Source organism: Arthrobacter methylotrophus, from assembly GCF_039539965.1.
In the GTDB taxonomy this organism is placed as follows: domain Bacteria; phylum Actinomycetota; class Actinomycetes; order Actinomycetales; family Micrococcaceae; genus Arthrobacter; species Arthrobacter methylotrophus.
The window spans coordinates 1947941-1970595 of record NZ_BAABED010000001.1 but is presented as its reverse complement, the minus strand read 5'-3'; the positions used below and the strand labels follow the sequence as shown (position 1 = coordinate 1970595).

General features: G+C 61.8%; 27 protein-coding genes and 1 pseudogene. 10 read left to right on the top strand and 18 right to left on the bottom strand.

The genetic code is table 11. From position 1 onward, the window contains the following. Positions 1-29: 29 nt before the first annotated feature. Both ABD884_RS10490 and ABD884_RS10485 read left to right on the top strand, forming a co-directional pair. On the top strand, positions 30-707 hold the full coding sequence (locus tag ABD884_RS10490; protein WP_345044907.1) for a hypothetical protein: 678 nt from the start codon (positions 30-32) through the stop codon (positions 705-707). A gap of 445 nt (positions 708-1152) precedes the next feature. Beyond that, entirely contained in the window at positions 1153-1632 is a 480-nt protein-coding gene (locus tag ABD884_RS10485) for a hypothetical protein (RefSeq protein ID WP_345044903.1), read from the top strand. Between the two features lie 13 nt (positions 1633-1645). Here the strand turns inward: ABD884_RS10485 and ABD884_RS10480 are convergent, their stop codons facing one another. The 4 genes and pseudogenes from ABD884_RS10480 to ABD884_RS10465 all read right to left on the bottom strand — a co-directional run bounded on the left by ABD884_RS10480 (position 1646) and on the right by ABD884_RS10465 (position 5043). Then, positions 1646-2170: a hypothetical protein gene (locus ABD884_RS10480; RefSeq protein WP_345044900.1), complete on the bottom strand. Its 525-nt coding sequence runs from the start codon at positions 2168-2170 to the stop codon at positions 1646-1648. Positions 2171-2218: 48 nt separating this feature from the next. Continuing rightward, entirely contained in the window at positions 2219-2638 is a 420-nt protein-coding gene (locus ABD884_RS10475; RefSeq protein WP_345054706.1) for a deoxynucleotide monophosphate kinase family protein, read from the bottom strand. Positions 2639-3004: 366 nt separating this feature from the next. Beyond that, positions 3005-3691 (bottom strand): annotated as a pseudogene (gene tmk / locus ABD884_RS10470) (dTMP kinase); the annotation flags it as partial. Between the two features lie 152 nt (positions 3692-3843). Then, the gene (locus ABD884_RS10465) at positions 3844-5043 is read right to left on the bottom strand and encodes a hypothetical protein (RefSeq protein ID WP_345044896.1); all 1200 of its coding nucleotides are present in this window, start codon (positions 5041-5043) and stop codon (positions 3844-3846) included. Between the two features lie 296 nt (positions 5044-5339). On the opposite strand from ABD884_RS10465, the gene ABD884_RS10460 reads away from it, so the two are divergent. The 3 genes from ABD884_RS10460 (at position 5340) to ABD884_RS10450 (ending at position 6959) form a co-directional block, all read left to right on the top strand. Next, the gene (locus ABD884_RS10460; RefSeq protein ID WP_345044892.1) at positions 5340-5465 is read left to right on the top strand and encodes a hypothetical protein; all 126 of its coding nucleotides are present in this window, start codon (positions 5340-5342) and stop codon (positions 5463-5465) included. A gap of 154 nt (positions 5466-5619) precedes the next feature. Then, the gene (locus ABD884_RS10455) at positions 5620-6108 is read left to right on the top strand and encodes a helix-turn-helix domain-containing protein (RefSeq protein WP_345044888.1); all 489 of its coding nucleotides are present in this window, start codon (positions 5620-5622) and stop codon (positions 6106-6108) included. A gap of 44 nt (positions 6109-6152) precedes the next feature. Beyond that, positions 6153-6959 carry an IS3 family transposase gene (locus ABD884_RS10450; RefSeq protein ID WP_345044882.1) on the top strand — a complete coding sequence of 269 codons (807 nt, stop codon included), beginning with the start codon at positions 6153-6155 and terminating at the stop codon, positions 6957-6959. A gap of 71 nt (positions 6960-7030) precedes the next feature. Here the strand turns inward: ABD884_RS10450 and ABD884_RS10445 are convergent, their stop codons facing one another. After that, entirely contained in the window at positions 7031-8170 is a 1140-nt protein-coding gene (locus tag ABD884_RS10445) for a MoxR family ATPase (RefSeq protein WP_345044876.1), read from the bottom strand. A 137-nt stretch (positions 8171-8307) separates the two neighbouring features. Here ABD884_RS10445 and ABD884_RS10440 point away from each other — a divergent pair, with 137 nt between their 5' ends. Next, complete coding sequence (locus ABD884_RS10440; RefSeq protein ID WP_345044873.1) at positions 8308-9027, top strand: hypothetical protein; 720 nt, start codon at positions 8308-8310, stop codon at positions 9025-9027. Between the two features lie 15 nt (positions 9028-9042). On the opposite strand, the gene ABD884_RS10435 is transcribed toward ABD884_RS10440, so the two are convergent. From ABD884_RS10435 to ABD884_RS10420, 4 genes are all read right to left on the bottom strand, one after another. Continuing rightward, a complete protein-coding gene (locus ABD884_RS10435; protein ID WP_345044868.1) occupies positions 9043-9951 on the bottom strand; it encodes a nuclease-related domain-containing protein in 909 nt (302 codons plus the stop codon). A gap of 72 nt (positions 9952-10023) precedes the next feature. After that, on the bottom strand, positions 10024-10680 hold the full coding sequence (locus tag ABD884_RS10430) for a recombinase family protein (protein ID WP_345044861.1): 657 nt from the start codon (positions 10678-10680) through the stop codon (positions 10024-10026). Positions 10681-10972: 292 nt separating this feature from the next. Then, the gene (locus tag ABD884_RS10425; RefSeq protein ID WP_345044853.1) at positions 10973-12076 is read right to left on the bottom strand and encodes a hypothetical protein; all 1104 of its coding nucleotides are present in this window, start codon (positions 12074-12076) and stop codon (positions 10973-10975) included. Then, the gene (locus tag ABD884_RS10420) at positions 12073-13845 is read right to left on the bottom strand and encodes a hypothetical protein (protein WP_345044850.1); all 1773 of its coding nucleotides are present in this window, start codon (positions 13843-13845) and stop codon (positions 12073-12075) included. Before ABD884_RS10420 ends, ABD884_RS10425 begins: the two co-directional genes overlap by 4 nt. Positions 13846-14037: 192 nt before the next feature. Between ABD884_RS10420 and ABD884_RS10415 the strand changes: the two genes are divergently transcribed. Then, positions 14038-14346, top strand: coding sequence for a hypothetical protein (locus ABD884_RS10415; RefSeq protein ID WP_345044845.1), 309 nt, complete (start codon positions 14038-14040; stop codon positions 14344-14346). 70 nt (positions 14347-14416) lie between these two features. Here ABD884_RS10415 and ABD884_RS10410 read toward each other — a convergent pair whose 3' ends face one another. Next, entirely contained in the window at positions 14417-14647 is a 231-nt protein-coding gene (locus ABD884_RS10410) for a hypothetical protein (RefSeq protein ID WP_345044839.1), read from the bottom strand. A gap of 137 nt (positions 14648-14784) precedes the next feature. Beyond that, positions 14785-15270: a hypothetical protein gene (locus ABD884_RS10405; protein ID WP_345044836.1), complete on the bottom strand. Its 486-nt coding sequence runs from the start codon at positions 15268-15270 to the stop codon at positions 14785-14787. 115 nt (positions 15271-15385) lie between these two features. Between ABD884_RS10405 and ABD884_RS10400 the strand changes: the two genes are divergently transcribed. Continuing rightward, on the top strand, positions 15386-15907 hold the full coding sequence (locus ABD884_RS10400) for a hypothetical protein (protein ID WP_345044829.1): 522 nt from the start codon (positions 15386-15388) through the stop codon (positions 15905-15907). 185 nt (positions 15908-16092) lie between these two features. Here ABD884_RS10400 and ABD884_RS10395 read toward each other — a convergent pair whose 3' ends face one another. From ABD884_RS10395 to ABD884_RS10380, 4 genes are all read right to left on the bottom strand, one after another. Beyond that, entirely contained in the window at positions 16093-16818 is a 726-nt protein-coding gene (locus tag ABD884_RS10395) for an Ltp family lipoprotein (protein WP_345044821.1), read from the bottom strand. A gap of 290 nt (positions 16819-17108) precedes the next feature. Next, a complete protein-coding gene (locus ABD884_RS10390) occupies positions 17109-17357 on the bottom strand; it encodes a hypothetical protein (protein WP_345044814.1) in 249 nt (82 codons plus the stop codon). Positions 17358-17457: 100 nt separating this feature from the next. After that, positions 17458-18009, bottom strand: coding sequence for a hypothetical protein (locus tag ABD884_RS10385; protein WP_345044809.1), 552 nt, complete (start codon positions 18007-18009; stop codon positions 17458-17460). Between the two features lie 93 nt (positions 18010-18102). Continuing rightward, entirely contained in the window at positions 18103-18723 is a 621-nt protein-coding gene (locus tag ABD884_RS10380; protein ID WP_345044804.1) for a hypothetical protein, read from the bottom strand. Positions 18724-18931: 208 nt separating this feature from the next. Between ABD884_RS10380 and ABD884_RS10375 the strand changes: the two genes are divergently transcribed. Next, entirely contained in the window at positions 18932-19681 is a 750-nt protein-coding gene (locus ABD884_RS10375) for a hypothetical protein (RefSeq protein WP_345044801.1), read from the top strand. Between the two features lie 43 nt (positions 19682-19724). Here the strand turns inward: ABD884_RS10375 and ABD884_RS10370 are convergent, their stop codons facing one another. Continuing rightward, the gene (locus tag ABD884_RS10370; RefSeq protein ID WP_345044796.1) at positions 19725-20816 is read right to left on the bottom strand and encodes a DUF4839 domain-containing protein; all 1092 of its coding nucleotides are present in this window, start codon (positions 20814-20816) and stop codon (positions 19725-19727) included. 320 nt (positions 20817-21136) lie between these two features. Here ABD884_RS10370 and ABD884_RS10365 point away from each other — a divergent pair, with 320 nt between their 5' ends. Beyond that, entirely contained in the window at positions 21137-21586 is a 450-nt protein-coding gene (locus ABD884_RS10365) for a hypothetical protein (RefSeq protein WP_345044791.1), read from the top strand. Between the two features lie 189 nt (positions 21587-21775). Here the strand turns inward: ABD884_RS10365 and ABD884_RS10360 are convergent, their stop codons facing one another. After that, positions 21776-22075: a protein NO VEIN domain-containing protein gene (locus ABD884_RS10360; protein ID WP_345044787.1), complete on the bottom strand. Its 300-nt coding sequence runs from the start codon at positions 22073-22075 to the stop codon at positions 21776-21778. Then, positions 22075-22554 carry a hypothetical protein gene (locus tag ABD884_RS10355; RefSeq protein ID WP_345044784.1) on the bottom strand — a complete coding sequence of 160 codons (480 nt, stop codon included), beginning with the start codon at positions 22552-22554 and terminating at the stop codon, positions 22075-22077. The genes ABD884_RS10360 and ABD884_RS10355 overlap by 1 nt, the downstream gene beginning before the upstream one ends. Between the last annotated feature and the right edge of the window lie 101 nt (positions 22555-22655).

Sequence of the window (22655 nt, the reverse complement as noted above, 5' to 3'; positions counted from 1 at the left end):
AGCACCTCAAAAGCGAGGGCGGGAACTTCATGATCACCACTCTTGTCGGCTCCTTCGTCATGCTCATTGTGATCGGAGCGATCGGCGCCAGCATCGTAGGCATCACCCTCTTCCAGCAAGCTGTCCTGTCCCGCTCCGACATCACCAAGCAGGCCGCCCTGACTGACTCGGCCTTCCGCTCCGATGTTCTCTGGGCCTCCGCCATCACCCCGACAGACAGCCACAACCTTGCCATGACCGTCCCCGGAAAGGACGGGCACTGCCGCGTCTCGACCTGGACAATCGCGACGACAGCCAGCACGACAACCGTGACAAACTCCGTAGTCAGCTACCCTTCATTCGACGCAACAGTGAACCCGGTCCAATGCTCCGGGACAGCCTCGGACCCTTCCACCCAGACCATGAACGGCGACGCCTCCGCGGACAGCTCTTTTACCTTCGCCAACGCCGGAGGCCGCACACTCACCGTCACCTCGGGAAGCACAGCCCTGGACGGAAGCACCGCGGTCCCGGCCGGCATTGACCCCAAAGCGTGGGGCTCTGTCAAGATCGCCGCCGTAGCGCTGAACACTGTGATGGACAGCTCGACCGACCACAGCGTTCCGTACCGCTTCGCGCAGACCGCTGACAACCTCAGCATCGTCCAGGAAGCCACCGACGCACCCACCCACTTCGTGCCAGAAGGGGATCTCACGGCGCTGCCGTAGCCTTGGATGTTCGCTTGAGAGTTCCCAGACCTCGTCAATAGCTGTGAAACTGGAGTAAATTCTGGGGATGGCGGAAGCCTCAACGTCATCGGACCTAGCATTATGGATCCCATTGTTTGCCGGAGCATTCATGTCGCCGGCACTAACAGCCGCGTGGATCGTAGTGCCCGGCCTCCGTCGACGGCGGCGCCTCTTGAAACTTGCCGCAGTGGTAAAGTCACCTGCCGAGAATCCAACAAGAGCTCAGGCGATGGTCGAAGACATGCTAGAGGCAGAAATCGAGACGCTTTGGCGTCAAGGAGAGCGGGCCTACTGGGTTCGTAACACCCCAGACTTTGCGCTTACTCGGCTCTCCGCCTTCGGTGGCCTTACAGTCGTTCTGCTATTCACCTGGCCGGTCGTTGAGGTTTTTCGACAGAAAGGCTTCTTCGCTGGAGTGCTCAGCGTGCTGTTTGTCGTGGGGATTTGGGCTTTCCCGGTAACCGTTGTTGAGGAGGTACGCAAGCGTCGCCGTTCCCGGAGACCTGCTCCCGGTTCGTCACCGGACTCTGCCGAGGACCTTCGCTATCTTCGCGAGCTTCAGCAACGAGACGTCGTGAAAGTAGGCGACAGATTTTGGCCGCCGAACCTCAAAGTCTTCGACATGTGGATGCGAGAGGGGGGTGCGAGGGCTAGCGAACGGCAGCGGACCGCCGAAAGGAGACAGAGTCTCGACACAGTCGCGAAGCTGAATATGCCTCTGATTCAAGAGCGAAAACAACGGCAGCGGGACGACGAGGATGCACGTCTAGAGAGAATTCGGATCCTGCTCAGCCCTCACAGCGGGCCTAATGGCAACGGTGCATCCTCATGTGCCAAGCCTCCCGGCGCGGCCGGAAACGGAAAGACCCCGGGCCGTTTCAGCGGTACGGGGTCTGACTCCTGATCATGCCTGGTTCTTAGCTTTCGTTGACGATAAGCTCCACGATGCCGATGTCCGAGAGGGTCTTCAGGAACGTCGTCTCGGTGAACGGGTCGACCCACAGGACGTTGCCGGCCGGCCGCGTGGCCGTGGAGTACGGCGCGTATTCGGTGGCGACGAGCACCAGCGGGACGTCCTGGTTCGTCCATTCGGCGATCTCGTCGATCTTCTGCTCCCGGTCGGTGAAGATGGCGGTCAGCGCGTCCTCGGACTGGGTGGACGGGTCGAAGGTGCCCTCCTCGACTGCGCTTGCGGCCAGGACCTGCTGGAGGGTGTTGGCGATCTGGACTGAGGCGCGGTAGCGGGCGTAAAGGGCACCTGTGTCGCCCTCCTCGGTCTCGGGCAGCTCGGCGTAGCCGTCGATGAGTTCCGCGGTCAGTTCGGTGCGGGTTTCTGCGAAGACGGCGCGGTTTTCCCAGGCCAGGGCGAACGGGTACTGGGTGCCGTCTTCACGGACGGGGAAGGTTTCGGGCAGTGCGCCTTCGATGGTGATGGATGCCATGGTGATGATTCTCCTTGATAAACGTTTCGGGTTGAGCTTCTGGGGGCTCTATGCGGCGGCCAGGACGGCGGGTGTCAGTTTCAGTACGTCATCCAGCGCGTCGGCCAGATCGTCGATCGTTCCGTCGTTGCTGATCGTGTTGACGATGTACTTGCGGTCGATGCCGGCTTCGGAGATGTGGCCGTTGACGGCCGCGATCCCGGGGCGGGTGATTTCGACGATGGAGCCGCCGTTGGCGGTGATCCAGGCCGCTTCCTCATTGAACCGGACGTCGGTGATGACGACCGCCCTGGGGCGGTCCTCGGCGACCCGGCGGGCCAGCAGCTGCACCCAGATGTCCTGGCCGAAGTTGTCCCGGCACACCTCCGTGGCGTAGATCTGCAGGTGCCGGCGGACCTCGGGGCCATGGAAGCGGTGGTACTTCGCCTGCTCCCAGTCACCCCCTACGGAGTCCAGCAAGGTGCGCATGGAGACGTCGCCGTCAAGGAAAGGGTCCAACGTCAGCAGGTCGTCGCGGAGATCCTCGACACTGCGGTCGAAGTGGCCGAAGACGCCGTGCACCAGCTTGTCCCGGTAGGCGGCCATGGTCCGCTTGATCTCCGGACCGTGGACGCGGTGGTTCTCTGCCTTCGCCCAGTCGTAGTCGAGCTGCTCGAGCAGCATGCTGAGCGTAAGTGTGCCGTTGACCCGGACGTCCAGGACGCAGGCGTGTTCCTTCATTGGAACGGCAAGGGAGTAGCGGACGTAGCCATGGCTGTCGATGAGGTAAGCGCCGGCGGTGTCCTTGCCGGCATGTGCCACTCCGGTTACCCCGACGATGCGGCTCGCACCATGCGGCGCAGCTGCCGCGGTGGACACTCGTTCGAGGAGGGAGAGCACACGGCCCAGGACCCGGTCTGCGAGGTCGCTGATCGGGAGTTCGGCCGGGAGTACGAGGTACTTGTCCGGGCGGAGCCCCGCCTGGCTCAGGAAGGCTGCACGGATGCGGGCGTGGAATTCGTCCGCTTCGGATTCGATCCGGTCCTCGGAGGCGTTCCCGGCGGTGCGCCGGCGGCGCCCCATCTCCGGGTTGACGTCGATCAGGACGGTGAGGTCCGGCTCCAGGCCCGAGGTGGCCCAGCTGTTCAGGTCCCGCACTGCCGCGGCGCCCAGGCCGCGGCCCTCACCCTGGTAGGCGACGGACGAGTCAATGTACCGGTCCGAGATGACCATGTCGCCGCGGTCCAGAGCCGGTGCGATCTTCTGATTGACATGGGCGGCACGAGACGCCGCGAAGAGGAGAGCTTCGGTGCGGTCGCTCATGTCGCCGTACCTGTCATCCAAGATGAGGGACCGGACCTTCTCTCCAAGAGGTGTTCCCCCTGGTTCGCGGGTCCGCAGTACGGTGAAACCGCGGTCCTCAAGCGCACGGGCCAGCTCGCCCACCTGGGTCGACTTGCCGGCGCCGTCGCCCCCTTCGAAGACGACGAACAGCCCGCGCTGCGGTACTGCTTCGGTTCTCTTATTTTCAGCGCGGTCCACGCCGTGAATTCCGGTGACTGTCATGATTCCTTCCAATGCTGCTGTGCTGTCAGAGTTCCTATGCGGGACCACAGACTGCGGGTGTCGTATTTGGGCCCCGGTCATACGAAAGCCCCTCCACCCGCAAAGGGTGAAGGGGCTTTCATGGCGTGTCAGAAGTCTCCGGACTCGACGCTCTTCAAGTGCTCGGCCAGGGCGGCCGGTCCGGTGGCCGGCTGCGGTTTCCGCGGCGCCGGGAAGCCTGTCTTTTTGGTAAGGATAGGCTGGGCGTTGCGGTTCGGAGCCGTGTTCACGGGTGCCGGCGCCGGGACGACGTTCACGACCGCGCTAACACCCTGGGACCTGCTGGTCGCCACCGCTTCGGCGCGTTTACGGGCGAGCTCCACGTGGGCCAGGCCGATGCCGGACTCTGCCTTGTGGCCGGTCGGGCAGGTGTGCGCGACCAGGGCCGAGGTGAACCGGAAGCACTTGCCGCACTGGTTGACTGCAGTGCGCTGATGGGCCCGGACCAGCTTGTTGTACACGGAACCGGGCCGCTCGGTGTTCTTGACAGCCTCGAAGAACTGCTTGGAAACCTTGTGGCCGTACAGCTTGTCGCCGATCCGGGTGGCCATGGTGTTGGTGTTCTCGTCGTAGCCGATCTCGTTGATCCACGATGAAGACACAGGCGAGAGTTCGACGCCCTTGGCGGCTTCACGCTCTTTCCGTGCCTTCAGCAGGTCCGGGACCTTGGCCAGGGCCGTGGTGACGCGGCGGGACTCCAGCACGGCTGCCACAGCCTCGGCGACCTGTTCGCCGGCGGGGCCGCCATTGCCGCCCAGGGTGGTGGTTTCCCAGGAGTGCGGTCCGGTCTTGGTGACGCGGACCCAGCCCTGGACCGGGGCGCCGCCCTTGAGGGAGACGGAGACCGGCACGTCGAAGGTCGGGTTGCCGTTATCGCCCGAGAAGCGCCGGATAGCGGTCGCGGACGGCATGCGCAGCTGGATGTCCTTGTTGCCGTAGTTCATCCGGTGCGTGCGTCGTTTGCCGGACATGGCCTGGCCGGTGTGCATCGACGGGGTGTTGTCGTCGGGCATCTGCGGGTAGTTCTTGCCGTTGGTGCCGTATTCGGCGGCGACGAAGTTACGGTTCCACCATTCCTCGCGGTCATCGGTGGAGGTGGGTGCGTTGACGGCCTGGATGGTGGCCGCAGGGACGAACCCATGGGCGCGGAACAGCTCTCGCCGGACTGCCATGGTCTGGCGGTGGCGGGCGACGGCCAGGACTGCTCCAGGCTCGGCATGTGCGATAGCGGCGAACTGGCCGCCGACGGGGATGCCTTTGGGCTGGCGGGGCTTGGAATCGATGCTCATACCAAGCTTGTGTGCGGCTGCGGTGCCAGAGTGACAGATCTGCCTGCGCATGGCCTTCTCCGCGACAGTACTGAAATGCTCGCGAGTCCGAAAACAATCCGTCGACCCGAAACACCCGGGAGTGGTGACTCGCCGGGATCTTTCTGTGGACCGGCTACCCACAGATTCACTTGCTCGCGCCGCAAGGGCTGTGGACGTGCTGTGCACAACCCCTGCAGGGCAAACAGCGGCCCTGCCACGGGGCTGGTAGCCGCCTCTACGATGGTTCTCCCACTCAAACAAGGAACAGGAGGGCCATGGAGGATCGACCTCGGCCGAGGGCCACCGCGTGGCAGATTGCCGGTGTCTGGATCGCGGCCGCGGCGCTCTTGCTGACGGCGGCGCGTTTCGTGCAGGACGTCTGGCCGTTGACCGGCCGGTGACGCTGGCGGGGCAACGGCCCAATGGCCGACCCGGGGAGACGCCAGGGCCTGCTTTCGTGAGCCGGGAACGTGAAAGGCCGGGACCCTCCGCGAATTGAACTGCTCCCCGAAAGTTGGACTGAGAATTCAGTTCTGACTTACGGGGAGCAGTTTCATGTTAAAGAGCAGTTCGTTGTCCGAGGAGCAGCGCGCGGCCGCGGTAGCGTTGTTCGAGACCGGTTGGGGCGCCAAGTCCGTTGCCACAAAGCTCGGGGTGAGCAAGAGGGCCGCAGGCCGGTTATATGACCGGTGGAGAGTTCGCGGAGGTACAACGCTAGTGGCCAAGCCAACGAAGCGGCAGTTTTCGTTTGAGTTCAAACTCGCTGTTGTGCAGCGGTTTCTGGCTGGAGAGACCCAGGTGTCCTTGGCGCAGGAGTTCCAGCTGTCGTCCCCGCTTCTGATCAAGAAGTGGGCAAGCCTGTATCGGAATGAAGGCGAAGACGGACTGCGTCCGAAGCCCAGGGGCCGCCCGAAGTCGCCTTTCGAGGCGCCGTCGCAGCCTGAGTCAGAACTGCAAAGGTTGCGCCGTGAGAACGAGCGCTTGCGGGCAGAGGTGGCGTTCCTGGGAAAAGTGCAGGCCTTGAGGGACGAGGATCGGCGGTAAAGGTCCGCGCCGTCATCGCTCTCAAGGCCGAACACCGCCTGGAATTGCTCCTGGACATCGCTGGCATTGCCCGCTCGACGTTCTTCTATCACCAGGCCCGGCTCCAGGCCCCCGATCCGCAAGAGGCTCTCAAGAGCGCGGTCACGGAGATCTTTAAGAAGAACCATGGCAGGTACGGGCACCGACGCGTCCACATCGAGCTGGCCAAGCAAGGCTGGAGGACCGCGAAGAAGACCGTGCTGAAGCTGATGCGGACACTCGGGCTGGTCTGCAAGGTCCGGCGGAAGAAGCGCTACAACTCCTACCGCGGCGAACAAGGCGCCGTCGCCCTGAACGTGCTCAACCGGGATTTCGAAGCCACCGCCCCGAACCAGAAGTGGGTGACGGACGTGACCGAATTCAACGTCGGCGACCGCAAACTCTACCTCTCACCGGTCATGGACCTCTTCGACCGGCAGATCATCTCGTACACCCTCGGCTCGTCCCCGAATCTGGCGCTCACCAACACGTCGCTGAGTAAGGCGTTGACGACCCTCAAGGATGGTGAGAAACCGCTGGTGCATTCCGACCAGGGATTCCAGTACCAGCATCTCTCCTGGCGGACTCTCCTCGGCGGCGCCGGCGCGGTCCAATCAATGTCACGCAAGGCCAACTGCTACGACAATGCCGTGATGGAAAACTTCTTCGGCCATCTCAAAGAAGAGCTCTTCCACCGCGTCCGGTTCATCAGCACCGAGGCACTGACCGCGGCACTGCACGAATACATCCGCTGGTACAACACCGAACGGATCTCGACAAAGCTCGAGGGCCTGAGCCCGGTGCAATACCGGACCCAGGCCCTCGCGGCTTAGGATCTTACTTAGCCAGTCCAACTTTCGGGGACCAGTTCAAATGGAGACGGTCCCGGCCTTGACTCTCGGGTCTACTTGGCGGCGACAGCCACCTTGTACTTCGTGTTGCCGAACAGTTCCATGAAAGCCTCAGCGAACCGCTTCGGGAGGCCAGCGACATCCTTGGGCAGGTTGTTCGCGAGCTTCTGAGCGGAGGGGAACGCCACGTCCGGCTTGCCGCCCTCGGCGCACTTGGCGAGGACGATGGCGGCCTTGCGCCACAGTTCGGCATCACCGGAGAGGCCCAGTGCCGTCACACCCTGCACGAGGGCGAACAGGCGGTCGGCACGTTCGTTCTTCCAGTCCACCGCCACGGTGCCGTCGATGACTTCGGCCGGGTCGTGCAGGTCGGCAGCGGCGAGCCACTTGAAGTATTCGGTCGCGGCACCCTCACCGACGAGACCCTCAACAACCAGGAACGCGGCCTCTTCGTCGTAACGGTCCAACTGGGACAGGACGCTGATGACGTTGGTCCAAGAACGCGGGGACGGCCACGCGCCGCCGGCCTTGATCGGGTCGGTCGGGACCGGCGGGGTCATGAACTTGGAGTTGACCTTCAAGAACGTGGTCACAGCGGCGGACACAGCGGCCTTGCGGGAGACAGGGTCAGCGGCCAGCATGTCGGAGAGGGGGATCGGGCTCGTGTTCTGGAAGCCGGTCGCGACGTTTTCGAGCCAGTTGTTCGTGTCGAAAACCCACTTGAGGTGCATCATGCGGTTCGCCATCGGGGCCGGGAGGTCGTAGGCGTCCACGGCGGTTTCGATCGGGTTCATCAGCGCGACGATGGAGACAGAGTCGTTGAGCCTCGTGTCGCCGACGTAGCGTTCCTGCACGACGCGCAGCATGCCCTTCATCGTGGACGGCGCCGACGTGTTGAACTCGTCGAGCAGGAGCAGACCCGCCTTGGCCTTGTTCAGATTCTGAACCCACTGGAAGGACGAGTACTTGATCGCGCCCGCATCTTCGATCATCACGCCGAGGAAGTCGGTGGCTTCACGGTTGGAACCGATGACTGTTTCGCAGTGACGGCCCCACCCGGAGGTCGCGGATTCCATGGTCGCGGTCTTGCCCTGGCCGGGCTCACCGATAACGCCGACGGGGACGTTGGCCTGGACACCGGCGGCAAGTGCACGCTGGAACGGGGAGCCGGGGAAAGAGTGGATCGTTGCCATGATGTTCTCCTGAGAGGTAAGTGGGCGGTTGCCCGTTTGCTTACCTCTCATGTGTGCGGAGTCCGGAAACCCTCTCACCGCACGGTTCATACGCGGACATCCGGGTACAGTGAACCAACCGGAGGAAGGAACGGCTTGTGACATTCGAAGACATGGTCAATAACGCCCTCAACTCGGCGCATGGGCAGGCGCAGTCCCAGCAAGCCAGAAACAATGCCCTGCAAGCCGCTTACGATGCTGGAAAGGCGGCCGCCCGGGTTTCATTCGCCGCAACGGTCCGCGACGCAAGGAACTATCTGGCCATCCACGTGCCTGCTGACCTCGTTCTTGTCCTGCGGGATGGACAGCCCGGAGCTGTCGCTGGCGGCTACGGCTGGTATCTGAGAACTTCCGGCCGGACACATGCCTTCATCAGTGACGATGGAGCCTTTCGGTTCGGCGAGTCCGACCGGCACAGCCAGCGCGTCCCGGACGGAGAGATGCTCTCTCCAATCGCGGCAAGCTTCGCCGACCACTATCGCCAAAATCCCGCCACTTCCTATTTCTCGAACCCTTCGAACATGTCGGCCCCGTCGGGGCGGGTCGTCAGCCGCTTCGGATGGGGCAGTGAAACGGTGGAACCTGAAGGACTCATTGAAATAGAGCGGGCGACCGGGAACTACGGGCTGGAGACGGTGCACGCCCTGTGGCCCGCTACCCTGAGCTTCTACCAGGACGCCATCAACTTCGATGTCTCAGGACACGTCTGGCTAACGAGCAGAAACCGTTCCACTGAGACCGAAAGAGTCTACGCAGTCGACTTCGAAGGCTGGTTGTCTGGCCTGGTCGCTGACCGGGCTCGGGGTCTCTATGCCTGAGCCCGGCGTCTAGTCCTAGTGGTGGGTCGTCCAGGTGTCGGAGCGGCGGCCCACGTTGTAGACGACGTCCACCCATTCGGTCGGGAACCAGCCGGGCTGCCTGGCAATGGTCCCTGCCAGGGCTTCTCCTGCCACCAGACCCTCGTAGAGGCTGGAGACGTTCATTGTCGACCAGACGGCCACCAGCGGCCGGCACTGCAGGTCCATCCTGGCGGCCAGAGACAGATGCTCCCCCGCGACGGCGGCGTCCCGGAGGATCGACTCGACCCACTTCTGCCGGTAGCCGTCTGAGTACACGGCGCCGTCGGATCTGGCCGTGACGTCGTATGTGGTGGCCTTCGTGTTGATGGCCCAGAGTCCGGTCGGGCCGATCACCAGGTGGTCGATGTCTTTGCGGGGGCTCAGAGGCACCGAGTGCAGCACCCGGTAGCCGATGCGTTCCAGGCCGGCCAGGACGCCGGCGGTGCGCTGTTCCCCGGCGACGCCGGCGCGATAGGAGGCGTCCTCCTGGGTCTCAATGAGCTGGCCGGGGCGGTTGGAAGCAAGATCAAACCAGGGCAGGGCGTTCACGACAGGAGGCGCTGGCATGGGCGGCGGAGGTGTCTGGCCGGTCTGGGCCGCCTGAATGAAATGGCGGGCAGAGGCGAATGGGGAGAGTCCGGCCAGCGCGAGCTCGAGCATCCTGACGGTTCCCACTGATTCCGGGACGGCGTCCAGGGTGGCCAGGTCGAGATAGCCGACCTTGGTGCCGTCGGCCAGATTGATGTACAGCCTGCGAAGCTCCTTGAGTTTCCACGGGTTGTAGACGAACTCGGGTGCAGCGGGAGTTTCTGCAACCGGTTCAGACGCGGGTGCGGGAGGTTCCAGAACCGCGACAGGTGAACCCTTCTGCACCAAATCGTCAGAGACCGACCGATTCCTCATCCACGCAAACTGCTGCACGCCTATCCCATTCCCTGTCCGTTGCCGCATCTGACAAGGAACATGCGTAGATGGTCAGCGTGGCGCCGGATCGTGCCGGTGGCCTGCGTACTTGGATGAGCCGCGACGTGCCCGCACCGGTCCGGTCACAGGAGTTTCCGCCCCGAACTGTTTCAGGTAGCGGTACATGGTGGCCTTGGACCAGTTCACCGCTTCGGCCGCCTCAACCGAAGACATTCCTTCAGCCATCATCTGCCGGCACAGCCGCACCTTGGTCTCCACTGTTTCCGCTTTGGGCGCCGGTTTGCCGAACTGGACACCGCGGGCCTTGGCGGCCATCACCCCGGCCCGGACCCTTTCGTTGATGAGTTCGCGCTCGTACTCGGCCAGGCTGGCGAACAAGGCCAGCTGGAGCCGCCCGTGGGGAGTGGAAGGGTCGACCCCGTCCATGATGGAGTGCAGCCGGATGCCACGGGAGATGATGTCGTTGACCGTGTTGACGACGTCGACCAGGGACCGGCCGAGGCGATCGATTCTCCAGCAATAGATTTCGTCGCCGTCCCGGGCGTACTCGAGGAGCTTCGCCATCTGAGGGCGCTCCCGCGCCGACTTCGCCCCGGACATTTCGTCGACGAAAATCTTGTCTTCGGCCACCCCTGCCGAGATCAGTGCTTCCACCTGCATGGCTGCGTTCTGGTCCCCCGTGCTGATGCGCGCGTACCCGAGTTTCATGCTGTTGCCCCCGTCCTGTCTCGTCTCGCAAGTCCTTAAGGAGTTTCAAGACTCCCCGGTGAGACAGACTGTACGAGACAGCTACGACACTGAAACGGCGGGGATTCCAGGCCGAGTGGACGTTCCCTCTTAACTAGAGTCTGTGAGACCCGCGGCACGCGTGATGCCTCATCATTCGAGCCGCCGGGAAATCCAGCCCCACCCCTACGATCTGAACTGCTGCTTGGCATTGCCAGCGTCATTCCAACCAGGCTTAGCGGGGGGCCGTAGGTTCTGGCCCGGACAATAGAAGTCACTCAGCTCCGACGTTCTTCAGGACAATCTTGCGCCAGGTACGGACCGTTCTGGCGTCCTGAGCCCCAATGAACCGCATATGGGCGGCTCGGTTCCGGATAGGTACCACTGAATTACGGAGCTTCGTCCAGAGATACGATTCCAGACCAAGATCTCCGAGGTCGCGTTCTTCTCGCAGCTCAAGGAGCTCGACTGTCGTGAGCCATTCGAGTGGGTCACGCAGCTCTTTGACGGTTCTGGCCGAAGGTTGAGCGTCCTTACGGGCTCTTTCGAGTACCTCGGTCCTAAGCCCGGCACTGAGGCAGCCATCGCGCCAGCTCGCACCTTGTTTTGCGATAAGAGCGTCCCTGATGCTGTTTCTGATGACTCTCTCAATCACCCAGAGATCCGTGAAGGCATTTGATAGCCACGTGGTTTCTTCGGTGTACCTGGCGGAAGCCAGCGCAACGGCATTCCTAAACTTCTTCCAAGCCTTGGCGATCGTCCAAACTACAGAGTCCCCTTCGACAGAGATGAGTCCTGCACCTCTAAGCGCCTCTATGTCTGATCTCTCGAGCACCTGAATGCTTTCCATCGGGCTGCGGCCTTCCTCCCAAAGTGCCTGGCTGAGCGCATGCACAGTGGAGGACCCAAGCTCTTCAAGGCAATTGACGAGCAACTCCGACCCGTCACTCCCCCCGTGGCAGTACGCAGGCAGGACGGTCAACTGATCCTCGTTTGACAGAGGATTGAGAGGTGCAAAAACGTGTCGTGAGTCAGCAAGGAGATCACTTCCAGGCCCGGATTCGAAGGCATTCCTTGCGATGCTGGAAACGAGGACGAACACATGCCCTGAATCAATGTCTGAGAGCACACGCTCGCGCAACCGGCCGATGGTCGTGTCGCTCGTTTTTAAGACGCGTTCGAAGTCTTTGAGGATGTGGAGGGTGGGCTCGTCGGTGGATGGCTCGTCGAGATATTCGGTTGTCGTTAGTTGCTTTCCTTGTATGTCCGCCAAGTCATCGCGCAATGGCGAGAAGGCGCTTCCAAGCTGAACGAAAACCAGTGAGTACCGGCGTGCTTTACGTTCAAGGTCGAGGATCCACTCACCCCGGTCCGTCATTTCAGCTCCAAAAGCGTGCTTGGAGTGAACCGTCCACCGGATTCATGGACGAGCCCGAGGCTGAGAAGGTGGTGTAGGGCTTTGTCTTCGGACTGAGCGATCGAGCGAAACTCATTCGGCGATTCCATCAGGATTTCAAGAAGGACATCCTCAGTCGGGTAATAGCGGCCGAGATGACCTAGGATCTCATCCAGATTTCCAGCAATTGACCTTTTCCAGGGAAGTAGGCGATGCAGGACATCAGAGGTACGCATGATGCGGCGGTAAGTGTCGACAGGAAGGTCGCCCACTACGGCCGAAGCAAGATTACGGTAAAGGTAGGCGTGACCGCCTGAAGCGTCGTAGAGTGCGTCGAGCGCGCCACCCTCTATCTCTATGCCCATCCTTGAGCCAACCGCCGTGGCGAGCTCACCAGCCTCCGTGCGGGCAAACGGCCCGAGGTAACGTGCTTTAGCCCAGGAGAAAAGGGGGTTAGGGCGCCCGTAGAGCCGTCCGTTCTCCAAGATGTCATTGGTCAGCCCAGACAGCAAGAAAGTGAAATTCTCGGTGCTCTGGACCATGCTCCGGAGGATGCCAAGCACCTGGGCCACCCCAGAAAAGTCGCCTTCTGCAGTGTCGACCTGATCGGCGGGGGTGAGGAACTCGATCTCGTCGAGCATCAGAGTAACCCTGACTCCCTTGTCATCAAGACGAGTCAGGAGCTTTTGCAACGCGCTCTTAAATTCAGAAATGCTGGGGCTTGATTCCAAGGGTGCGAGTTCTCGGGAGGGGATGCCGCGCTTGTCCAGTTCGGATCTGAGGCGTGCAGCTAGCTCGGATATGAGCGGCAGGGTTGGGTCACTAGGTGGCGACGGAAGCACTTCGAGGTCAACGAAGACTGGTACGGATGTGTCCGATTCAATGAGCTCTGCAAGCTGCAGGAGAATGCTTGTCTTTCCACTCTTGCGGAGGCCAAATAATCCCGAGACCCTCTGGTTGGTAACGTCATCTCGGAGCTCTTGCAAGATCGTCTTACGTCCGAAGAAGCGATCCCCGCGCACGGGTGTCGTTTCGTAGAACAGGTCCCGGGCGTAGACGTGCTCACGTATTAGGCGAACTAGCGAGATAGGGTCAGGGTTTAGCCTGGCATCCAACGGTATGGCGGTGAAAGCCAGCCGTGACCAGTCCTCAAGCTTGATGGTCAAGCGTTCATCCGGCGAGTGGAATAAGACCAGGTCGGGAGTGGCATCGCGAGATAGCGATGCGAGTTCTTCTTTGGCCCATGTGAACGTTCGAATCTGTAGGTCACGGTACGGCGTATAGAAAAACATGACTTCTCGCGTGATTCCAAACGCTGCTTCGATTGCGCCGCTGAAGCGGGCTAGCGCCAGACCCAAGTTCTTCCCATCAGGTGCGATGAACGTCTTCGCATAGACGAACTGGGATCCCAGCGCCTTCAGCATTTTTCGGTGCTCTGCGGCTACTGGGAAGAGCTTTTCTAGGTCAGCTATCCTGCCGAGCACCTCTTGGTTGCGAGGCTCAGCTACGGAGTTTGCCTGCCACGTGTAAATAGTTGGCGGTGTTACCTCCGCGGGCGTGCTCTTCGCCAGGAGGGCAGGTTCAGGCACCGCTGTGTCATGACCGAAGAAGTCGAGCACCTTGAGGGCAATAATCTCCTCCACGCCGCTGGCTGAGGAGCGCGCAAACTCTCCTTGCGACCGGAGGTGCTCGATGACCGTATCGGAATCCACTCCGGCCATTCGTGCAATCTCATAAACCCGATACTTCAAGTGGCCCCATCCTGTCTTTCGCAACACCCACCGGTCGGTCCCGTTTTTGAAAGCCGAACCACCCGTCAGCGGCCGGAAACGTAACTCGTCCTCATGAGGTCCCCCAGCTGTCGTCTCTTCAGGAAAGACTATAGGAATTGCGTTGAGAGACGGGGTCCGCCCACCTAGGGGAGATGCTCCTAGGCTGACGGCATGGATACGACCATCCCGGACTACACCACTTTGCGCACCGCCATCACCGAGCGCCTGAACGCCCACGACCTGCTTGGGTTGCTGCCGCACGGGGCGCCCGAGGACGAGTACGACCCTGAGACGGAAGACTTCGCCGCACTGATAACCGCCGACACTCCCATCACACCGGAGGACGTCGCGACGGTCTGGCACAAATGGTTCGGAGACAGCCAGGGGAACACCTACGGTGAACCGGAGCCGGCCACAACCAAAATGGCGGCCCTGGCCGCCGACCTTCAGTACATCCAGAGCGGCTTCGTGCAGTACTAGCTGGCAATCCGGTCGGAGACCGAGACTCACTTTTGAGCACGGCCTGACATGGCCAACACAGGAGCGGCCACTACAGTCCGGCTGTCAGGGAGAGAATCGCGATCAAGAATCCGATGACAATCCAACAGACCGCCACGACGCGTACCTGCGTTGTACCCCGCTGTGTCCACCAAACGACATCGGCAGTCGCCGATACCCACGTCCGGATCTTGGCAGCGCGACGCGCCAGCGGCCGTGAGATTGCCCAGCTAAACAGGCCCGCGCCGACTATCACGAGCCCGAACAATACCCCGGGAGCCATCGAATCAACTCGCCAAAACTAGCGCTAAGGAGTCCCGCTTCGCGACAGCGCAACTGCTCGCGAGGTGTTGGTAACAGATACCGGGACCGTTACCACGGGGGCCCAAATGCTTCAACGGCGTTCCTTGCTGGAAGATGTCATGACGGGCGCACGAAGGCCAGGACAAAAACGGACACCGCCACGAAGATCGCGCCAATGACCATGGAGAGGGCGCCATACTCGCGAAGAAAAACTCGTAGCAGCGACCCGTTGCCAATCGTTGAGGGCTTGGCAACAGAAGATAGGGAGCCGTGATAGTTGGTGACGAGAATCATGCCTAGAAGGAACGCGGCAAGGCCAATCAACCCGAAGGCGTACCGGAAGACCGCTTTGGCCACGCCGCCCGGCAGCGCAAGCGAAACCAGGACGGTGACCACAACGGTGCCAACACACGTCACCCACGCCACACGCAGCGGCAACGGGAGCGACTTCAGTTCCTTGAGACTTCTCCCCAATGCCCGCCCCTCCGTCGATTGCCCCTGACCAAAGAGTAAGGGCTGCCATCCTGCCGCGACAGTGGTCCGGCCGGACCTCCCCTTTACTTGGGAGAGGGATCCTGCCGTGACGGATGCTTCCGCCTTCATGCATTTGCCGACACTGGGAAGCCTGACCAGCGACGATCCGTAGCAGACGATGTTCGCATCGTGCTGCGTTGGCGCTCACCCGAGCTACTCCAAGTGGCACCTATGAGGGGACAGCATGGCAAACGTGACGGTCGATCCGGACATTTTTGACAGTCAAGGCGAGGCATACCCGGATCCCCTCGATGGCTGGGAGGGGCCTTCACCGTTCCTCCTGGTCGCCTCGGACGAAACGGACAAAGCTGCCGAGGCACCCCACGTTGCCACAGGGCGATGCATGCGCGTTGACGGCAAGGGCAACGAGCTGACCGCCGCCGAGATGGCAAGCACCGGGGAATACACCGCAAACTACTGTTCCCCCGTCTATCTCACAGACCGGGGCCTGATGGCGTACCTGGACACGAAGGGTGATCTGCCAAGGGCCATGGCCGAGACAATGCTTCGCATCCTCGTGGAGGAAGTCGAGGCGCGGGGCATTACCGCCTATCTGACCACGCCGCCGCGAGGCTCCGAGTCAACGGCAGGGTGCCCGGAATGGGAAGATTCCGAGGCGGGAATGGCAAGACTGGCTTTTGAAAGAGCCAGCGTTGACCAAGAGCACGGTACCGTCCATCCCCAAGACGGAGACACTGACGTCTGACCTTCAGGTCATCCAGAGCGGCCTCGTGCAGTACTAGCCGGCAGCACTCACGTTGAGGGGTCCGGTCTTGTACAGAGTGGCATTGCTCTGAACTAACCCATCCAGGTCCGGAAGGCGTAGCGCGCAAGAATTGGATGGGTTAGTTCAGATGCCCAGTTTGAGCGGATCGATGAGAATGCAGGAAGTTACTTCAGCCCCACCTGGTCGGCGGCGTACGCGGCCTGCGGTTGCGTGAACTGGTTGCCGGCCGAGCTGGTCAGCTGAGCGATCAGGCTCTGGCGCGAGAAACCCATACCTGAGGACATGTAGCCCTTCGCCGCTTTGACGGCCTCCGCGTTCCAGTCCGCGCCGGACTGGGCGACAGCGGAGTCGGCCTGCGCTTGCGTGAACTGGTTGCCGGCGCTTGCGGTGAGCTGCGCGGTAAGCGAAGCCTGCGAGAAACCCATACCTGAGGTCAGATACCCTTTCGCAGCCTTGGCGGCCTGCGCGTTCCAGTCTGCGCCGGAGTGATCGACAGCCCACTGGGCGTCGGCCTGCGCGAACCCGTTGCCGGCACTCGAGGTAAGCTGCTTGGCAAGCGAAGCCTGCGAGAAACCGAGACCTGAATCCAGGTAGTTTTTTGCCGCGGCCAAGGCCTGAAGCTGGCCTGCGGTCCCGCTCGGCGCGGCGGGGCCAGCGGCTTGTGAACTGGCTGCTGAGGCAGCCGGAGCGCTCGTCGCTGAGGTGTCCTTCTTACCTGAGTTAGCAGCGATCGCGATGACGATGATGACCACAAGGATCAATGGAAAAATGAACCGCTTCTTCTTGAACCACGGACGTGAGGCCTTGCGGTAAGCCTTGTCAGCTGCTGCTTGGGCCTTGGCGCTACTCTTGACACTCTTCTTGTCGATTTGAGTGTTGTTTTCTGTCATTGCGGATCCTGTCTAGATTGCTTCTTGAATGCGAGCGGAGGTCTTGTCCCTGAGAAAAAGACTCCTGGGCTGCACCCTAAGTTCATTTCGTATGACACGATCCCCCATCTAAGACTTGACAATAATGCCCGTTCGGTCACGCGCCAAATGTTATGGGGCATTGAGTTTCGTGTCGCAGAGAGCTACTTTTCGGTCGAACGCCATTGAATTATCGGGCCCTTCGGAATCCCTCCACCCCGGAATGTGCGTGGTTCTGAGTCACCGCAGTGCACACAGATTCGGGAATAATGTCAGCAAGAAGCCATGCTCGAAAGAATGGTCGAGTTCGGCACCCCACAGGCCGTCTGCACCTTCGCGCCTATGTAGACCTCGCGCACACCGGCACGTTCCAGCCGCCACGGGCCGAAGAATCGCCTCATCCAGTTGTACCTCATCTCAAAGTCAAGATGCGATGCGCTCGGAGTCAGGACGATCCAAGGCCCGAGGACCCTAATCATCTTTCCGAGTCTTGCCAGTCCGCCGTTAAAAGTCTCTGTCATTGAAATCCTCTGAAGGATCGAAGGGAGAGGTTGACGTGGTTCTTTGTGCGCCTGGCGGGTCCTAGGCCGAACAGACCGAGGACTAGGGGCAGGTCCGGTTTCAGCCCATGACGATGGACATCGGCAAGAGGCCTCCCGGCGCGGAAGGGGCGATGCTGTCCAGCTGCCATCCATCCGCGGATCCCCGGAACGTAGCCGTCTCCGATACCGAGTAGCCCGACGGGACGTTGCTTGGCCCGTTCGCCGCCGAGGCCTGGTGTTCTTCGGTCAGTTCCTTGAAATGGACGCTTGCTGTCGACCCGGTCACCTCCACGGATTCCACCGTGATCTTCGTCGAAAAGTCCGTGTACCAGAAGCCCTTTGACTTGAACCCGGCCTTTGACCGGGCCACCACCGGAAGGTCCCGTCCGCGCTTAGCCCGGTAGGCCGCCGTCGTCTGCCCTTCGGCCAGGCGGGGAGCCGGCGGAACATCGAGGACCGTGCCGTTCCGGTCCTCCACAGCAGTCTGGATGATGGCAGTGAACTCCGAGGACGACGGGCCGGGCACCGCTGAGGTCGATCCCGGTGTGGGCGGTCCGGCTGCCGCCTGGCACCCGGAAAGGGCCAAACCGAGCACCACGGCGGCCGCGGCCAAACTCCGAGGATGCTTCATCCTGACCCCTTGCCATGGATGTCCTCAAAGCCTACGGGCGTTCCGCGAATTCAATGCGTATGTAGCCGAGCTCATCGCGTGGCAGGACGGCCGTCACAACCCCGCTTTGTCCGAGGGACGCCCCACCCCGTACACGAGGGGGTCGGTGTCGATCTCCACCCCCTGCACTTCGACTCCGTCAATCCGAACGGCCACTTCACCGTTGGCTGGACGACTCCTGAGGTACCCGGCGTTACGGTCCCCGGCAACGCCTCCCAGCCATTCGCGCCGGTAGCGGTTGATGAGGATGTGGTTCATGTGTTCGGCCAGCACCCGGGCCGGGGACGAGCGTTCGGGAGCCTCGCGGTACCATGTGGTCCGCACGGCCTCCCAAAGCTGGGGGTACCGCATCCGTTGAACCCCTTCAACCAGCCAGGCCGGCCGCGGCCAAGGCGGAACGTCTTCGATCGACCTTCGCGTCTGCTCGTCGAACTCGGCCAGATTTATCGGGTCGGATCGCTCAGCGCGGTTGCGCCACAGCGTGTAGGTGATGCTTGCCGACATCTCGTTGTATCCTCGCGAATCTTTCGCGTACTGGGTGCCGACCATGTCCGGATCTTCCAGCGAAGGCTGCGGCACCGGCCCCATGATCGGGATCGGCATCAGTGCCAGACGCCTGGCCTGCTCGAGGCGCGGGTCGGGTGCGTCCTCGGGAAGCACTCCATCAAATCTCACTTGCCGATTGTTACCGACTGCGAGTCAGATAACAACGAAAGCTGCCGACTCGGGTGTTTCTCTCCAGGATTCTCGGTTCCCAAGCTTGGTGGTCCGATTCGAGTGTTCGCATGACTCCTGGGGGTGCGGCTTGCACGATCATTAAGGAGCTTCCCGGAACACCGGCGCCCTACCGGGTTATCCAACACTGCGCATATAGGGTCAAGCCATGGAATCCGCATCGCCTGTCTCAGTTATCGGCCGCTTGGTCGACGAATTGTCATGGGCGGGCTCGAGCATCCGTCGCCTCAGGAACGGCGGACGCGGGGACGAGAACGTCCTCACGGCAGAAGTGATGCTGTTGCTGTCGCTGCTCCCCCGGACAGCATTCCTGGGCGCCGTCATTCTTGCCGCCCATGGAGCCGAAAAGACCCGGGCACTGCTGGCTACGGATCTGGAACAAGCCACCGTGCAGATGTTCCCGGACGAGATCACGATTCCGCGCACCGGTGTCCGGGTTCAACCGGATGCCGCGATCTGGACAGACTCCGCCGCGGTGCTCATAGAGGCCAAAGGCACGCGTACTGCGGCCCAGTTCCAGAAGACACAACTGGCACGCGAGTACCTTGCCTTGATGACCGACTCGCGGAAGCACAAGCTACTCCTGGTCATCATGGCCTCCACTCCCCCGGTCCGTATTCAGTCAGCCGGACGGATCGACCTCTTCGAGGGGGTCACCATCGGGTTGGAGGAATTGTGCTCCGCCGCAGCCCTGACGGCGTCCGATGTCGAGCATCTCGTCCAGGCCATACCGGAGACCGTCTGCTGGATCACGTGGCAGGAAATCCGCTCCATCGTCGCCGAGGCCGCAGCTACCTATCCCTGCATCGATGCCAGCCTTGCCGGCACCCTGAGGCGCCTGACACAGGGCGTGACGGACGCCATCGACTGGCATTCCGGGGCCGAAGCAGTCCGCTGATCGTCACGTACAGCGAGGTGCAGCCCTGCTAGCTTTTGTCCTTTTACCGGACTGTGGTGGAGACCGGAGTGAGGAAGAACAGGCATTGCTTGGGGTTGTACGCGCCGACTTTGGCGGTGAACCGGAACTTGGCGCCTGTGCTGACGCTGGACGGAATGTTCATGCCGGTGAGGTTGAGGTCGAACATGTTCACGTTGTCGTACTTGAACGCGGGTCCTACGCCGGTGTTCGGCCCTGCGTCGCCGGGGCCGAGAAGGATGTCGTATCGAGTGTCGTACTTCTCGTGCTTTTGCATGTTCTCGATGGAACCGTCGAACTCAATTTTCTGGTCCTGGTACTTGGCCGCGAATTGCGCCATGGAGGGGTCGCAGTTGTCGCCGAGGTTCAACAGTGCCGCGAGCTCCTTGTTGTTCTCGGCGGTGATGATCGGCTCGGTTTCTTCAGACGGGGTAAGACTAGGCGACGGGGTCGGAGTAGGCGACGTGATGGGCGTCTCGTTCACGGTCGCTGACCCGGTCGACTTAGTAGCGCTGTTCTGGGCTTTGGGGTCGCCTTTGTCGTGCGCGGCGGCGATTCCGATGCCGACGGCAGCCAGGACCAGGAGAACGGCCACCGCTGCCGCGAGGGATCGTTGCTTCGCAGGGGCGAGACCCCGGAACGCGTCCCATGCCTTCGACAGGAACGTCTCGGGCTTCACGCGCCGGAAGTTCAGCGTGGTCCGCAGCGTGCCTTGGGCCTGGTCTACGAGTTCCCAACCGCCCTCATTCTGCGCCTTTTCAATCGAGCGGTTCTCCAAGCCGCGCATGGTCTGGACGGACTTGTACTCGTATTTAATGTTGCCCGACATGCGGTTCCCCGACCCCTTATCTGGAGCGCCCTTGGCCTGATGGACACTCGTGTTGTTCGCTCCCACCGCCGGTTCGCAGTTGGCCAGATCAGCATAGAACGTGTTCTCGTGCGCTTCGGGCGGAACTCGCCGAGGTGGCCGAGGCGCCGTATAACTGGGGTCGGGCCTCTGTGCATGTATGACGTCCTCGATGAGCTTAGTCTCGAGACGGACGTCGACACTCCGAACCCAACCCGAGTGCACTGCCGACCGCACTGGACGCATTGGCGTTTCGATTTGATTGTCCATACTCGTCTGCACTACCCCGGAATTCCGCGGGCGCCTGTGCAGTCGACTTCTTAAAACGACAGGAAAAACCGCGCCGGGACGACGTTCCCCTTAACTAGAGTCTGTGAGACTAGCAGACCTGGTGGTTGCCGCCTGTTGCCGTATAGGTGGGCTTGTTTGGTGAAATCACTTCCCAGGCGAACGTTCATGGGAACCGCCGCGCCCTCTCGGGGCAATTGAGGCGGCGAAGATAGGTCCCCTCGCGCCGTCACATGAAGATCGGGCGGCGGTAGCGGCATATGATTCTCGGGCATCATTCACTTTTTCCTATGGGGGAATCCATGAAGAATCTCATCGCTCCTATCGCCATCGCCGCCGTACTTGCCTTGACTGGATGTGGTGGAGCGGGCACTACCACGTCGAGTACTGTCGAGTCCAAAGCTGACCAGGCAGCGCCGAAGGCTCCCGACCTTACCGGGACATGGAAGCAAAGCAACTCCAACAGCGACAAGTCGTACCAGCAAGCCACGATCACTGGCGACAAGATAACCATCAACTGGGTGAGCGATGGCGGCAATACGACCTCGATCTATTGGGTTGGCACGTTCGCCCCGCCGACCAGCGCCACCGAACCGTACGCCTGGACGTCGCAGCGGGATACAGAAGCCACGAAATCCGCCCTCCTGGCTTCAAGCGACGCGACAAAGGACTTCAAGTACGAAGGGGGCACCATCAGCTACAAAGCCAGCGCGCTCGGGACCACGACAACGGTAAACCTCAAGAAGAACTGACGTCCACGCTGGCGCTCTGGCGGACATCGAATCGTCAGGGCGTCAGCGAACCGTTACGTGCTCGCCCACGCCCCCTTTCGCCCTGGGGTCGCCTTGCCCTCACTGGCCGACGACTGTCCATGAGACGCCGGCGCGGGCCCGGTCCGGGACCGTCGTCAGGCCGGAGTGTCCGGTAGCATCCAGTCGAAGTCACGGGGATGCAGGTCCTGGTCCTGCGGGTTTGAAGGGGCGAACCCTGAACTTGCCCGACCCCGGTTCGACGACGCCGTCCACCAGCTTCATCGCGGACCAGATCCCCATGACGGAGGCACCGGGGTGCTGCCGGGCGTGATTGACCTCGTTGCGGGTGACGATGACGGAAGCCCCTCGGCTCTGGGTGACTTTGGCTTCAAGGTAGATCCGTTCCGTTCCTTTGTCGTCCGCCGCGTCGTAGGGGTGGTTCAGCCGGGTATCCGTGACGGTAAAGCCGCGGTCCCGGAAGTAATTCATCAATCGATCCTTGGGCAGCGTCCTCTATTGCTTACCGGACCGCAGCGTCCTTCTGCAGCCCCTGGCCCGTTTCGCCTGGACGATCCAGCGCCTGCGGCAACCCTTCCTGGATGGGCGTCATACCAACTGGGGTTCCTGCTGCCTGGCGGGTACACGACGGGCTTTTCGAACAGGGCTTCGCGGACCGGGTGCCCCTCTGGCAGCACGCGGCCGAACAGGGCCTTCTTTGCCGGGGTCGTACCCGTCAGGATCTCGTATGCAGGACCATCCAGTTCCGCCACCACAACGATCCGGCCTCCATGGTTCAGCTCTGCCCAGCGCTCCGCTGCAATGCGCTCCGCCAACAGGCTCCAGTCCCCGCGGTTGTTCTGCCAGAGTTCTGCCGGTGTCGCCCCGGGATCGAACCCGAACCACGAGCGTCGCAGCGGGTCGTCGGTGGCGGCGGTCTGTCGGTCGCTGAGCTTGACGTGAATAACCATGAATCGAGTATCACCGAATGCAGCCGGAAACCGGGCGCGGGCCTTCATCGGACACAGTCTCTTAGCTTAGGCGGCTGGCGCCTGAATGCTCCTAGAATGGC

Coding starts and splice junctions, on each gene's coding strand:
- ABD884_RS10490 (WP_345044907.1), top strand. CDS start 30: ATGATCACCACTCTTGTCGGCTCCTTCGTCATGCTCATTGTGATCGGA.
- ABD884_RS10480 (WP_345044900.1), bottom strand. CDS start 2,170: ATGGCATCCATCACCATCGAAGGCGCACTGCCCGAAACCTTCCCCGTC.
- ABD884_RS10475 (WP_345054706.1), bottom strand. CDS start 2,638: ATGCGCACCTTGCTGGACTCCGTAGGGGGTGACTGGGAGCAGGCGAAG.
- ABD884_RS10465 (WP_345044896.1), bottom strand. CDS start 5,043: ATGAGCATCGATTCCAAGCCCCGCCAGCCCAAAGGCATCCCCGTCGGC.
- ABD884_RS10460 (WP_345044892.1), top strand. CDS start 5,340: ATGGAGGATCGACCTCGGCCGAGGGCCACCGCGTGGCAGATTGCCGGT.
- ABD884_RS10455 (WP_345044888.1), top strand. CDS start 5,620: ATGTTAAAGAGCAGTTCGTTGTCCGAGGAGCAGCGCGCGGCCGCGGTA.
- ABD884_RS10445 (WP_345044876.1), bottom strand. CDS start 8,170: ATGGCAACGATCCACTCTTTCCCCGGCTCCCCGTTCCAGCGTGCACTT.
- ABD884_RS10435 (WP_345044868.1), bottom strand. CDS start 9,951: ATGAGGAATCGGTCGGTCTCTGACGATTTGGTGCAGAAGGGTTCACCT.
- ABD884_RS10430 (WP_345044861.1), bottom strand. CDS start 10,680: ATGAAACTCGGGTACGCGCGCATCAGCACGGGGGACCAGAACGCAGCC.
- ABD884_RS10425 (WP_345044853.1), bottom strand. CDS start 12,076: ATGACGGACCGGGGTGAGTGGATCCTCGACCTTGAACGTAAAGCACGC.
- ABD884_RS10415 (WP_345044845.1), top strand. CDS start 14,038: ATGGATACGACCATCCCGGACTACACCACTTTGCGCACCGCCATCACC.
- ABD884_RS10410 (WP_345044839.1), bottom strand. CDS start 14,647: ATGGCTCCCGGGGTATTGTTCGGGCTCGTGATAGTCGGCGCGGGCCTG.
- ABD884_RS10405 (WP_345044836.1), bottom strand. CDS start 15,270: ATGAAGGCGGAAGCATCCGTCACGGCAGGATCCCTCTCCCAAGTAAAG.
- ABD884_RS10400 (WP_345044829.1), top strand. CDS start 15,386: ATGGCAAACGTGACGGTCGATCCGGACATTTTTGACAGTCAAGGCGAG.
- ABD884_RS10395 (WP_345044821.1), bottom strand. CDS start 16,818: ATGACAGAAAACAACACTCAAATCGACAAGAAGAGTGTCAAGAGTAGC.
- ABD884_RS10390 (WP_345044814.1), bottom strand. CDS start 17,357: ATGACAGAGACTTTTAACGGCGGACTGGCAAGACTCGGAAAGATGATT.
- ABD884_RS10385 (WP_345044809.1), bottom strand. CDS start 18,009: ATGAAGCATCCTCGGAGTTTGGCCGCGGCCGCCGTGGTGCTCGGTTTG.
- ABD884_RS10375 (WP_345044801.1), top strand. CDS start 18,932: ATGGAATCCGCATCGCCTGTCTCAGTTATCGGCCGCTTGGTCGACGAA.
- ABD884_RS10370 (WP_345044796.1), bottom strand. CDS start 20,816: ATGGACAATCAAATCGAAACGCCAATGCGTCCAGTGCGGTCGGCAGTG.
- ABD884_RS10365 (WP_345044791.1), top strand. CDS start 21,137: ATGAAGAATCTCATCGCTCCTATCGCCATCGCCGCCGTACTTGCCTTG.
- ABD884_RS10360 (WP_345044787.1), bottom strand. CDS start 22,075: ATGAATTACTTCCGGGACCGCGGCTTTACCGTCACGGATACCCGGCTG.
- ABD884_RS10355 (WP_345044784.1), bottom strand. CDS start 22,554: ATGGTTATTCACGTCAAGCTCAGCGACCGACAGACCGCCGCCACCGAC.